Source organism: Microbacterium yannicii (assembly GCF_024055635.1).
Taxonomy (GTDB): Bacteria; Actinomycetota; Actinomycetes; order Actinomycetales; family Microbacteriaceae; genus Microbacterium; species Microbacterium yannicii.
This window is the reverse complement of sequence record NZ_JAMXMB010000019.1, coordinates 1-12,204: the sequence shown is the minus strand read 5'-3', so window position 1 is coordinate 12,204 and position 12,204 is coordinate 1. Positions and strand designations below refer to the sequence as shown.

The 12,204-nt window shown below is 70.1% G+C and carries 9 protein-coding genes; 4 read left to right on the top strand and 5 right to left on the bottom strand.

All coding sequences use genetic code 11. The features are described 5' to 3' along the window. Window positions 1–524 precede the first annotated feature (524 nt). Both rarD and groES read right to left on the bottom strand, forming a co-directional pair. The gene (rarD, locus tag NCG93_RS08405) at window positions 525–1,463 is read right to left on the bottom strand and encodes an EamA family transporter RarD (RefSeq protein ID WP_194414969.1); all 939 of its coding nucleotides are present in this window, start codon (window positions 1,461–1,463) and stop codon (window positions 525–527) included. A 258-nt stretch (window positions 1,464–1,721) separates the two neighbouring features. Beyond that, window positions 1,722–2,018, bottom strand: coding sequence for a co-chaperone GroES (gene groES / locus NCG93_RS08400; RefSeq protein ID WP_194414427.1), 297 nt, complete (start codon window positions 2,016–2,018; stop codon window positions 1,722–1,724). A gap of 296 nt (window positions 2,019–2,314) precedes the next feature. Between groES and NCG93_RS08395 the strand changes: the two genes are divergently transcribed. The 4 genes from NCG93_RS08395 (at window position 2,315) to NCG93_RS08380 (ending at window position 8,401) form a co-directional block, all read left to right on the top strand. Beyond that, window positions 2,315–4,234, top strand: a complete 1,920-nt coding sequence (locus NCG93_RS08395) for an Hsp70 family protein (RefSeq protein ID WP_194414428.1) — start codon at window positions 2,315–2,317, stop codon at window positions 4,232–4,234. After that, entirely contained in the window at window positions 4,234–6,795 is a 2,562-nt protein-coding gene (locus tag NCG93_RS08390) for a LuxR C-terminal-related transcriptional regulator (protein ID WP_194414429.1), read from the top strand. Before NCG93_RS08395 ends, NCG93_RS08390 begins: the two co-directional genes overlap by 1 nt. 106 nt (window positions 6,796–6,901) lie before the next feature. Continuing rightward, window positions 6,902–7,762 carry an IniB N-terminal domain-containing protein gene (locus tag NCG93_RS08385; RefSeq protein WP_194414430.1) on the top strand — a complete coding sequence of 287 codons (861 nt, stop codon included), beginning with the start codon at window positions 6,902–6,904 and terminating at the stop codon, window positions 7,760–7,762. Between the two features lie 6 nt (window positions 7,763–7,768). Beyond that, on the top strand, window positions 7,769–8,401 hold the full coding sequence (locus NCG93_RS08380; protein WP_194414431.1) for a hypothetical protein: 633 nt from the start codon (window positions 7,769–7,771) through the stop codon (window positions 8,399–8,401). Here the strand turns inward: NCG93_RS08380 and NCG93_RS08375 are convergent. The 3 genes from NCG93_RS08375 to NCG93_RS08365 are packed head-to-tail and all read right to left on the bottom strand — an operon-like array spanning window position 8,345 to window position 12,114. Continuing rightward, window positions 8,345–9,874, bottom strand: a complete 1,530-nt coding sequence (locus NCG93_RS08375; protein WP_194414432.1) for a dynamin family protein — start codon at window positions 9,872–9,874, stop codon at window positions 8,345–8,347. The genes NCG93_RS08380 and NCG93_RS08375 overlap by 57 nt on opposite strands. Window positions 9,875–9,887: 13 nt before the next feature. Next, window positions 9,888–11,792, bottom strand: coding sequence for a dynamin family protein (locus NCG93_RS08370; RefSeq protein ID WP_241741881.1), 1,905 nt, complete (start codon window positions 11,790–11,792; stop codon window positions 9,888–9,890). Window positions 11,793–11,832: 40 nt separating this feature from the next. Further along, window positions 11,833–12,114 (bottom strand): hypothetical protein, encoded by a 282-nt coding sequence (locus tag NCG93_RS08365; protein ID WP_194414434.1) that lies wholly within the window; start codon window positions 12,112–12,114, stop codon window positions 11,833–11,835. Window positions 12,115–12,204: the final 90 nt, after the last annotated feature.

Here is a 12,204-nt window from a genome sequence, read left to right as displayed (position 1 = left end):
CGCTCCGGGTCCCGGCCCAAGCTCGCCGAGGGTTCACGGCGTCCGAGCGTCGCAACGCGAACGTTCCGCGCGTCCCAGCGCCGAACGTCCGGCGGCAGCGCGGAGCGGCGCAAGCTCACCGAGACCGGGGACTCTCGCCGAGGCCGAGCGCGTCGCCCCCTGTCTCGTTGCCAGAACCCCCGGTTTCGCCGTCGAAGCGGCCTCGCTCGCGGCGTCCGAGCGTCGCAGGCGGCAGCGCGGCCCGGCCCAAGCTCGCCGAGACCGGGGAGTCTCGCCGAGACCGAGCACGTCGCCCCCTGTCTCGGCCGGAATCCCCGGTTTCGGCGGCGCAGGACCGCTGCGTGGCGGCGCGACCGGTTCCCGGCGCCGGCCCCCGGACCGGCCCCGGCTCACCGAGACCGGGGATCCTCGCCGAGACCGGGCGCGTCGCCCCCTGTCTCGGCCGGAATCCCCGGTTTCGGCGGTGCAGGGCCGCGGCGTGCCGGCGGGAAGCGTCGCGGCGCTCCCGCGGCGCCGCGGCGGCGTCAGGCGCCGGCGCGCGAACGCCGGGCGTGCAGCACAGAGTCGACGGTGAGCACCATCAGGGCCACCCACACGAGCCCGAAGCCGATCCAGCGCTCCAGGGGCATCGGCTCGCCGAGCACGAGCCACCCGATGAGGAACTGCAGGATCGGCGCCACGAACTGCAGCAGCCCGATCGTCGTCAGCGATACGCGGCGGGCGCCCGACGCGAACAGCAACAGTGGCACGGCGGTGATGACGCCGGTCAGGCTCAGCAGCACCGTGTGCTGCCATCCGCTCGATCCCATCGTGAGGCCCTCTGTCGAGCCCACGATCGCCAGCACGACGACCGCGATCGGCGTCAGCCACATCGTCTCCAGGGTGAGACCGCTCACGGCGTCGACCGACGGGCCCACCTTCTTCTTCACCAGGCCGTAGACGCCGAACGACGCCGCGAGCGTGAGCGCGATCCAGGGGAAGGCGCCGTACCCGATGACGATCACCGCCACCGCCGCCGCGGCGATGCCGATCGCCACCCACTGCGTCGGGCGCAGACGCTCGTGCAGCACCAGGACGGCGAGCAGCACGGTCGCGATCGGATTGATGAAGTAGCCGAGGCTCGTCTCGATGACCTGGTCGCTCAGGGCGCCGTAGATGAAGACCTGCCAGTTGACGTAGATCAGCAGGCCGGCGATCACGGTCAGCCCGAGCACGCGCGGCTGCCGGAAGATCGCCGCCAGCCGCGGCCACGTGCGGGTCACCGTGAGCAGCAGTGCGCAGAAGACCAGGGACAGCAGGATGCGCCATGCGACGATCTCCCACGGGCCCGTCGGCGCCAGCAGCAGGAAGTACAGCGGCAGGAAGCCCCAGAGCAGGTACGCGCTGAACGCGTAGACGCCCCCGAGTGTGCGCTCCCGCGCTTCCGCGGCGGCATCCGCGACCCGACGGCTCCCCGTCGTCACACCGAGATCGAGTGCGGTCGAGGGGTCGAGCCCGTCCACGGTGCCACGTTCCGACGGGGAGGACTGCTCGCGACTCACCGAGTCAGCCTACGCCCGCGCTGCGCGGTGCCGGCCGCGGGGCCGGGCCGCCGGCATCCGTTCCCTGCCGACCGTGCGCGGAATCCTGCCACCCCGCCCCGGACCGGAAGAGCCCCGGACACGACGAGAGGGCCGGATGCCGAAGCATCCGACCCTCTCGGTACGCGCTGTGAGCGGAACTCAGCGAACGACGACGGCGAGCACGTCGCGAGCCGACAGGACGAGCAGGTCGTCACCGCCGAACTTCACCTCGGTGCCGCCGTACTTGCTGTAGATCACGCGGTCGCCGACGGCGACGTCGAGCGGGATGCGGTTGCCGTTGTCGTCGATACGACCCGGCCCGACCGCCACGACCTCGCCCTCCTGGGGCTTCTCCTTGGCGGTGTCGGGGATGACCAGACCGCTGGACGTGGTCTGCTCGGCCTCGACCTGCTTGATGACGATCCGGTCCTCGAGCGGCTTGATGGAAACCGACACGGTCTACCTCTTCTTTCTTGAGACTAAGACTCGTTAGCACTCTGACGTTGAGAGTGCTGATGACAGTCTAGGCAACGGTCTGGCACTCATGCAACGTGAGTGCCAATCGCCTCGTCACGCAGCGTCGCGCAGGCGCGCCCGAACCGGACAATGCCTCCGATCGCCGCGTATCAGACGCGCACCCCGGGACCTCGGACCAATATGCCCAAGTTTCTGCTCAAGGCCTCGCACTCGCCCCCCTCCAGTGGTAGACCTGTGATCGGTGGGAGTGTCCAGAAACTGGGGAAATTCGGACAATGACGAGCGCTTTTGTGCTCGCTGTGGATGTTGGCACAAGTAGGACAGCGGCGTCCATCGCGAGAGTCGATTCTGAAGGATCAGTTGAAACAGCGCGTTTCGCGCTGGGTCGGCAAGCGGACAGCGCCCCGAGCGCGATCTTCGTCTCCGACGATGACCTGCTCTTCGGCGAGGCGGCCGAGAGGCGCGGCCTCGCTCAGCCGGAGCGGCTGGTCCGTGAGTTCAAGAGACGCGTCGGCGACGACGTGCCCGTTGTCGTCGCAGGACGCTCCTTCGCGTCAGAGGATCTGTTCGCACGCATGGCGTCATGGGTCCTGGATGCTGTTGCCGAACGTGAGGGCCGTCATCCGGATGCCATCGTCGTCACCGTCCCGGTGACCTGGGGCGACTATCGGCGCAGCGTCGTCAGGGGAGCACTCTCGGCAGCTGTGTCGTGTCCGGTGGAGCTCGTCGCCGAGCCGGTGGCCGCAGCGTGGCACTACAAGGGCACGTCGCCTTTGGCGGAGGATCGCGTTCTGGCGGTGTACGACCTCGGGGGCGGGACATTCGACGTCGCGCTCGTCGGCGGTGCCGCCGACGGGTCGCTGCAGATCATCGGGTCGCCGACCGGCATCGCCGACTTCGGGGGTGCGGATTTCGATGACCTCGTCGTCCGCCACGCCATCGCCGCGGCCGGACTTTCGACGGATGACCTCGCCACCGATGTCGACGCACGCGTCGCCCTCTCGGCCCTGCGCCGCGAGTGCGTGGAGGCGAAGGAGGCGCTGTCGTTCGACTCCGAGGCGGCGATCCCCGTCTTTCTCGGAGGCGCGGCCACGACCGTGCGTCTCACGCGGGCCGAGTTCGAGAGCCTGATCGAGCAGGGTGTCGAACGCACGGTCGACGTACTGCACTCCACTCTCGAGACGAACGATGTGGGCGCCCGGCTGGATGCTGTCCTGCTGACGGGCGGGTCGTCGCGGATCCCCCGCGTCGCGCAGCTCCTGTCCGAGCGTTTCGACGCGCCCATCGCGGTCGACGCCGACCCCAAGGCGATCGTCGCGCTCGGCGCGGCGCGCATCATGGCCGACCGACTGGCGCGCGGCACAGAGCCGACCGCACCCGGCATGAGCGCATTCGGCGCGGTCGCCGTGGCGCAGGCGGTCGGCTCGCCGGAAGGTACGACCGACGACACAGTAGACCCACCCCCGTCGCGACGCAGTCGGCGCACCGACCGCCCCTCCTGGCTGCGACCGTTCGGTCGGCTGTCCACGACGGCGGCGCTCGCCGGCGGTTCTCTCGTCCTGGCCGGCGGGATCGTGCTGGTCAGCGCCACCGGTCTGGCCGATGGGACGCGTCCGTCGGAGGGGACCGAGTCGGCCTCGTTCTCCGAATGGCTCGGTTTCACCCTTGGTCACGATTCGGCCGCCGCTGCGGAACCGGATGCCGCCGAGGCCGACAAGCCATCGGCCTCGCCGGCGCCGCCGACGGACGGGACCACACCTCCCGCGTCGTCCGCTCCGAATCCTCGTCTGCGTATGGCCAAGCCCGTGACGGACGGTCGCCGGCAGGAACCTGCGGCGCGGAGTGGAAACGGGTCGCAGTCGACGACTCCGGACACGAGATCGAGCGCGCCGGGCAACACTCGTGATACCAGTGCCGCCGACGATGCGTCGACTTCGCCGCAATCGGACCCGGCGACCGGCCCGACCACCGTCCCGGTGCCGACCACCGAGCCGGAGCCGACCACTGAACCGGAGCCCGACCCGACGCCCGAGCCGACGCCCGAGCCGACGCCCGAGCCCGACCCTGTACCCGAGCCCGTACCCGAGCCGCCGGCACCCGAGCAGACTCCGGTGCCCCCGGCTCCCGAGCCTGACCCTCCGACACCCGACCCCGAGCCGTCGCCGATCGCGACGTCGGTCCCGGAGCCTGAGTGATGTCCGCAATATCGAACTTCGTGCGGATCGACCCGCCGGCCGGCCCCGCCTCACCCGCCTCGACCGCGGGACGCCGCTCCACCGCGGCGTCTTCGCCCGAGCTCGACGCGTTCAGGTTCCCCGGCGACGCACCACGTGCCCTGATCACCGGAGGCGCGGGGTCGGGCAAGACGACTCTCCTGCACCGCCTCGCCGAGCTCGTCGCCGAGGAGGGCCTCTCGGCGACGACCCTGCGCACAGGAACAGATCTCGCGGCGATCCCGAGCGGTGTGCTGCTCCTCGTCGACGACGCGCAGCTGCTGCCAGAGGCACGTATCGCGGATGTGACGAAGCGGGCCGAAGACCCGGATGCCGGACTCATCGTCGCGATGCGGAGCTGGCCGTCGCGTCCCGACATCGTCGCGCTCGGCCGACTGCTGGAGCGCAGCCGACCCGCGATGCTGCTCGGCGAGGTGACCCGTGCGCAGGTCCGTGACGACCCTCGTCTCGGTCTCGGTGCCTGCGGTGACGTCATCCTTCGGCTGACCGGCGGCATCGCATGGCTCGTGCATGAATGCGTCGCCGCGCACGACGTCGACGCGTGCCGGGACGACCCTGAGCACCACGCGCTGCAGCACGAGATCAGACCGCGCATCCTGCATCGGCTGATGTCCGTGTCGCCGCGCGTGCGGCAGCTGATCGACGACCTCTCGCTGGGGTTCTCGCCGACGACGGAGGCCGCTGAGAGCGATGTCCGGGCGCTGCTCGCCGAGGGCTACGCCGAAGGGCTCCTGACCGCCGACGGCCGCCCGGCGCCGGCGGTCGTCGCGAGTGTCCGCGCGGTCACCCCGGTGACGCGTCTGAATGAGCTCATCCACAGCGCCCCGCCCTCGATGCTCCACGACGAGGGTCTGATCGACGGGTTGGCGAACGTCCGGGATGCCGACACCGTCGACGCACTCGTCGCACGCGCACGGCAGGAGCTCAGCGGTGACCCGGCGCTCGCCGGCGAACTGCTCGATCGCGCCGTGGCGTGCGGCGCCGACCCGGCTGCTGTGGCACACGACCGCGCACTCGCCGCATGGATCCGAGGGCGCCTCGATGAGGCGGCGGCTCTGCTGGATGGGATGCTGGCGCGGCCAGACCTGCCGACATCCGGGCCGGTGGTGGATCTGGCAGCGGCCGTCTGGGCGGAACGCGGCATGATGTCGCTCGCCGACGACACCTATCGCGCAGAGCGGCCCGGCGACGCCGCCACTGCCGTCCGTGCACGGATCGCCGCCGTCGGGGCTGGTCGTCCGGCAGCCGACAGCACGATTCGAGGCGACGCCGCTCCGGACGATCCGGTCAGGCCCCCTTCGACCCTGGGCGTCGCGAACGACCTCCTCGAGCAGGGGCTCACGGCGACTCTCAACGGCGACTGCGACACGGCGCCCGCGATGCTTCAGCGCGCGTCCGAGCTGTACACCGCGTCCGCCGACCACGCCCCCTCCGTCGAGCTGCCGGCGGTGATCGCCGCCATCGCGGCGATCGGCGTCGGCGATCTGAAGAGCGCTCAGACGGTCATCGACGATGCGCTGGAAGGCGACCAGGGCGGCGCGCACCGGCGCGGCCGGCTGGAACTGTGGTCGTCATGGATCGCGCTGCAGCGCGAGCGACCCGCCGACGCTCGCGCCGCGCTGGCCCGCGCCGCCTCGGCGAAGGCGCTCACGCCGCGTGACGACGCCTTCGCCGCGACCATCGCGATCGGCCTCGCTCGGCGCTACGACGACGTCGCGGGACTCGCAGCGACGTGGGATTGCGCCCAACCTCGCCTCGCGCGCACGGAGCCGGATCTGTTCTCGCTCCTCGCCCTCGGCGAACTGGTCATCGCCGCCGCCCGCCTCGGCGATGCCGTCGCAATGCAGCCGGCCTTCGACCGCGCCCTGTCGATCGTCTCGAGCCTCGGCGACCCACCGATCTGGTCGGCGTCGCTGCACTGGGCGGGCATCCAGCGCGGCATCCTTCTCAATCAACCGGACACCCTCGCCCCCCACGCGCGGGCGCTCGTCACGGCGGCGTCGCGCAACCGCCTCGCCGCACGCATGGCGCACGCGGGCAAGGTGTGGACGTCGGTGCTGGCCGGCACGGTGGATCCGGATGCCGTCGAGAGAGCCGCCCGCGGCCTCGCCACCGTCGGACTGGCCTGGGACGGCGCCCGGCTCGCCGGACACGGAGCGGGTCGGTCGGAGGATCGCAAGGTCATCGCGCGCCTGCTCGCGTGTGCGAGGGAGCTGCATCCACGCGAGACCGCGCGGACGGCGGACGAGGGTCAGACTGCGGCCGCCCCGGAGACCGTGAGTGACGGCGTGCTCAGCGAACGCGAGCGCGAGGTCGCCGAACTCGTCCTCCAGGGGAAGACGTATGCCGAGATCGGCGCAGCCATCTTCATCTCGCCGCGGACGGCCGAGCATCACATCGCGCACATGCGGCGTCGACTGGACGCCACCTCCCGCTCGGACCTGCTGTCCAAGCTGCGACTCGCCTTGGAGGGCGCCGGTACCGGGCCCGCCGACCCGGAACGTCGGGGGTCCGAACGATGACCCCGCATCAGTGCCCCCACGGCATCGGTCGAAACCCCGATGCCATCGCGGCGTCCACGACTTACCCTGAATCAGCCATCGACCTTCAATGCGGAGGTGTCGTCACATGACCACGCCATTGGTGACAGTCGCCAACTCGATCATCGAGTTCATCCTGAGCCTGCTGCGCGATCCCGCAGCGCTCGCCGAGTTGAAAGAGGATCCGGACGCAGCCCTGGCCAAGAGCAAAGTCGCCGGCATCTGCGCCGAGGACGTTCGCGCGGTCGCACCGATCATCTACGACCACCCGGATGTGGTGCCCAGAGTCAGCAGCACACCCATGCCCTCGACGCCGACTCCGGTCCAGCACAACAACGACGTGCTGAACGAGATCACGCGCATCACCAACAACTGGACGACCATCGACTCCCGCACGACCATCGTGGACCAGTCGGTCAACCAGAACATCTGGACCGAGGGCGGGGACGTGACCCAGATCTTCGACCAGACGGCGGGCGTGGCCTCCGGCGACGGGTCCACGGCGGCGGGCGACGATGTCGTCAACGGGCCGCAGCCCGACGACGACACAGACGACGATCTGACGCCATCCGACCTGCCGGGCCTGCAGGACGTCGTCGACGGGCTCGGCGATGGCCTCGACCAGCTCGATGCCGGTCTCGACCAGGCGGAAGAGGGTCTGGAGACTCCTGCGACGGACGGGACGGATGCCGTGGCCGACGATGCACCGCCTCCGCAGCCGATTGCGACGCAGCCCGCCGAGCAGCTCTCGGCTGCAGAGGACGCCGGCGTGCCGCAGGAGGCCGTCACGGCAGCTCAGGATGCCTCGGTGTACTCGGAGCCGCCCGCCGCGGATCCGGTGTACGACGCGCCGGTCGCCGAGGTCGACGAGGCGGTCTGGAGCGAGCCGGTGGACACCCTCGAGGTCGAAGAGGCCGTCTACCCGGACGAATTGGGCGAGGAGCAGTAGGCCGCGGTGACCGATCCGATGTCGCGGGCAGCGCAGCCCGCCCCCGTTTCGCCGACCCCGTCGACTGCGGGCGCTCCGAAGGCGCCGCCGCAGCGCCCTCCCCTCGCGAACCCGAACGCCGCCCCGGTCCTCGCCAAGCTGACCCCGCCGTTCTCGGTGCGGGTCGCCGAGCTGTTCTGGATCCTGAGCTTCTTCGTCGGCGGCTTCGGGATCGTGTACTACTTCATCATCCGCAAGGAGCAGCTGCCCCTCATCTCCGACATCGTGCGCGGGGTGGAGGATGCGCGCAACGAGCAGACCTATACGACCGCCGCCGACATCATCTTCTGGTCGGTGTTCGGCGTGCTGGTGGGCGTGCTGCTGATCCAGGTCACGCTGCTGGTGTCCTTCATGGCACGCCGGCCGCAGATGCGGTGGTGGCAGCTGCTGACCTGGGTGGTGCAGGTGGTCACTCTCGGGCTGTCGCTCGAGCTCGCGCTGACGGGTGAGAGGGCCGTGCCCTTGCGCCTGATCCTGGCGGCGCAGTGCGGCATGGTGCTTCTGGCGCTGCTGGCGAGCGTGATGCCGAAGGCCCTCGCCTGGTCAGCGCGGAAGCACGATGTGGTCCGGCACCAGCAGGGGAGCGTCTCCGCCGAATGAGCCGCGCGCGGCCGGTTGTGTCGCCACCTGCTCCAAGCTGCGGATGACGACCCGGCAGAGCCCCACGGCGGCGCGCTCGGTGAGCGGGGACTCCGCGATGCCCCGCCACTGCGCGAGCAGGTCCTCGGTGCGGTCTCGCACCGCGGCAGAGTCGGCATCCTCCTCGAGCCCCACGCGAACGCCGGCCCCTCCGCCGGCGCCGCCGAGGATCCGCTCTGCTTCAGCGATGCGCGCCGCGGGGAGCGGATAACCACCCGCTCGGGTGCGCGAGAGGGCTGCGAGCTCTCGGAGCGAGTGCGTGGTGGCGAAGATCCGCTCGATCTCCGCGAGGAGCACCTCGGATCCGGGCCGCGGCCGTTCACGGATGACCTCTTCCAGTCCCGGCAGCACCCCGTACACCTTCAGGGTGTCTGCTCGTGCGCGGAAGTGATCGCGCACCAGCGCCTGCAGAGTGTTCAGGCCGCTCTGCTGCACGAGCCCCTCGGCGAGCGCGGTGGATGTGGTCGCACCACCCCGGATGAGGGCAGCCGAGAGCCGGATGCCGAACAAGCCGAACCGCTCGAGCAGGTCGCGGCGTGTGGTCGCAGTGAGCGCGGTGACATCGGCGAGCCGGCAGAAGCGGTCGGCCGAGACGAGGAGGCGCTCACGGGATGCCCGCTCGAGCGCGGCGATCTCGGTGAGCGCACGGAACTCGTCCTCTCGCAGGGTGCGCGCGGTCTCCGCAAGCAGCCCCGCCACAGGAACGACGTCGAGCACGAGCGAGCGCAGCTCGGTGTCGTCGGCGTAGCGGCGCGCGACCTGACCGGCCGACACGAGCGAATCGATGCGAGCCGATCCCACCTCGTCCGCACGCGAAAGCACCGCGACCGCGTTCACCGTCAGTGAGCCGCCCACCGAGACATCGCGGAACGCCTCGAGGAAGCCCCGATCAGAGGCATGCAGGTGTCGCATGAGGTAGATGACGGCGTCGGCCGCTGAGGCGCTGCCTCGCTGGGTGAGGAATCCGTGCGCGCGGGCCGACACGTCAGCCGACAACGAGGCGATGCCCGGGGTGTCGATGACGATCAGCGACCGCAGACTCTCCGACGGCCAGCCGACGTCGATCCACGCCACCTCGTCGGCGGTGGTCGCACCCAGGTCGAGCACCATGCGCCCGCGGTCCCGCTGGAATCGCAGCCTGCGTGGTGCCCCTTCGCGAGGATGCATCGTGATCGTGGGCGAATCGGCTCGACGGTACCACGTGACCACCCGGGTGCATTCGCCCGCGTCGGTCGCGGCGATCGCCTCGCCCAGGAGCGCGTTGAGGAGGGTGGACTTGCCGGCCTTGACCATACCGGCCACCGCGATGCGCAACGGACCCTGAAGCCGGCGGTCGTAGGCCGAGACGGCTTCGGTGGCGGCCGCATCGTCGGCATAGAGGGCGAGCGCGCGCTGTGCCACCTGCCGCGCGTCTGCGAGCGCCGGCTCTCTCATGCTCCGCCGCTCCTCACCGCGTCACTGCCTTCGCCCGACCGGAGACCGCGGGCTGCGATGTCCGCGACGGTGAGATCTCGGCCCTGAGCGCTTCCAGCTGGCGCAGCTGACCACGCAGCTGCTTGATGCGCTCCTCGCGCTTGCCGCTGTCGACTCCCGCGGCCTGCTTCGCCGCCGTGACCGCCTCGGTGAACGATCGGTGCAGTTCGTCCGCCATCGGCCCGAAGTGATCGCGTGCAGCCCGCTGGACCAGTCGGAGGCGGTCCTTCAGCTGCTTGCCGGCCTGGAAGATCACCTCGTCGATGTGGCGGCGCACGATGTTCTTCGCCTCGACCTGCCGGCGGGTCAGTCGCGTGTTCATGTCCTCGCGGTATGCCCGTCGGCCGACGATGACTCCGGCGATGAGTGAGAGCGGGTTGATCAGCGGCAGCCCGATCAGGCCGGTCGCCAGACCCACCATGAGCACGCCGCCGTAGGATCCGCGCACTCCGATGAAGATCTTCTCCGCGGCGCCCATGCGGCCCTCGTCCAGCCCCGCGATCGCGTCGACCGGATCGAGCACTCCCGCAGCGTCGGCCACGTCGATGGCCGGGATGCTCTCCTCGCCCTCGAGGAACAGCTCCGCGACCTGCTCCGACAGCCAGCGTGCTCGTTCGTCGGTCCACACGAAGGTCTCCGATACCGCCGCCGAGATCCGCTGGTCGAGCCATTCGGTGATCTGATCCCAGATCGGGCCGGGATCGCCGTCGTCGATGGATGCCTCCGCCTCGCGCTGCACCTTCCGCAGGCGATCGCGGAGGTCGTGCTCCATGTCGGAGATGAGGTCGGCGACGCCGTCGGTCAGCGTCACCTGCCACCGCGCGGAGCGGCTGCGGAACTCGTCGGCTCGGCTCTTCGCCTCCTCGAGCTGCACGAGGAGCTGTGGTGTGTCCGCCGGATCGACGAGTGCGCTCAGCTCTGAACGGAAAGCCATCGTCAGCTGATCGACCACCGATGCGAGATCATGGACGGCACTGCGCTCGTGGATCAGCTCGGCTCGCTCCAGGATGTTCTGACGCAGATGGGTCACGAGTGCCGGGAAGCCGGACTCGTCGTTGAGCTCGGCATCCCGTTCCTCCGCCGCCAGCAGTCGCAGATCGCTCGAGACGGCGAAGATCGGGATGTCGCCGATCTTGGTCAGGTGGCCGCGATCGATCTGCTCGATCTCGCGCCACTGGGGATACAGGTCGGTCTTGGCGAGAACGGCGGCCACGTTCGGCGACACGCGCATCGCGTGGCGCAGGAACTGCATCTCCGGCTCCGTGTACTCCTGGGATGCGTCCGAAACGAGGATCACGGCGTGGGCGCTCGACAGCGCGGACAGGGTGAGAAGGGCGCTGCGCGAGTCGAGCCCGCCCACGCCCGGCGAGTCGACGAGTCGCAGCCCTCCCCGCAGGATCTCGCGAGGCAGCAGCACCTCTGCCGAGACGATCCGTCGCACGTTGTCGGGGTTGCCCTTCGCCGACACGTACTCGGCGAGCTCCGTCAGTGGGATGCTTTCCCGGTGCGGTGCGCTGCGTCCCTCACCTTCCGGTTGCACGAGCACGGTCGCCGACGGCGCGCTGGCGTAGCCGACCGTTGTCGGGACAGTGGTCGCGATGTCGTCGTCGACGGGGCACGCCGGAGCGTTGACGAGCGCATTGACGAGCTTGCTCTTGCCCTGCTTGAACTCGCCGACGACGATCACCCGGACGTGCGGGTCGCGTAGTCGATCGCGGGTATTCACCAGCCGTTTGACCAGGTCCCGCCGCCCCGCTCGCGCCGCTGCCGTCCCCACCTTGTCCACAAGGTCGAAGAGCGCGACATCGCGGCCCGCGGATGCGGGCCCCGTCTCCTGGATGTCGGCGCCGCGTTGCGCCTTCTGGATCTCGTCAGCCAACAGCTCGGTTCCCCTTGGTATCAATGCGTCAGGTCGGCCGTCACACCGGAAGATCGAAGGCGCTCGGGCTCGGATCGGTGCCGGGATCGAGTGCGGGTTCAACCCCCCACAGGCTGTCGGCGTCGACATCCCAGTCGGAAGCGGTGACGTTCATGATCTCGTCGGTGAACGAGTTCATGAACGGATCGTCGTCGACCATGCCGTAGGCCGATGCGTCGGCGAAGTCGGGCTCATCGACATCGACATCGGCGTCGACATCGGCGGGCGCGTCCTCTCCGGCCAGGACGCCGTCGACGTCTTCCCAGTCGGCGCGATCTGCCATTGCGCTCACCTCCCCGGTCCCCGTTCCTCAGTATCTCTCCGCCGGCCCGCCACCGGTAGCGGTCGACGGATCGGCGGCGGCGCTGGCGTG

What these genes read in the sequence shown, in the direction of transcription:
- NCG93_RS08365 (WP_194414434.1), bottom strand. Translation starts at nt 12,114, where the DNA reads ATGGCAGATCGCGCCGACTGGGAAGACGTCGACGGCGTCCTGGCCGGA.
- NCG93_RS08395 (WP_194414428.1), top strand. Translation starts at nt 2,315, where the DNA reads ATGACGAGCGCTTTTGTGCTCGCTGTGGATGTTGGCACAAGTAGGACA.
- NCG93_RS08375 (WP_194414432.1), bottom strand. Translation starts at nt 9,874, where the DNA reads ATGAGAGAGCCGGCGCTCGCAGACGCGCGGCAGGTGGCACAGCGCGCG.
- NCG93_RS08385 (WP_194414430.1), top strand. Translation starts at nt 6,902, where the DNA reads ATGACCACGCCATTGGTGACAGTCGCCAACTCGATCATCGAGTTCATC.
- NCG93_RS08390 (WP_194414429.1), top strand. Translation starts at nt 4,234, where the DNA reads ATGTCCGCAATATCGAACTTCGTGCGGATCGACCCGCCGGCCGGCCCC.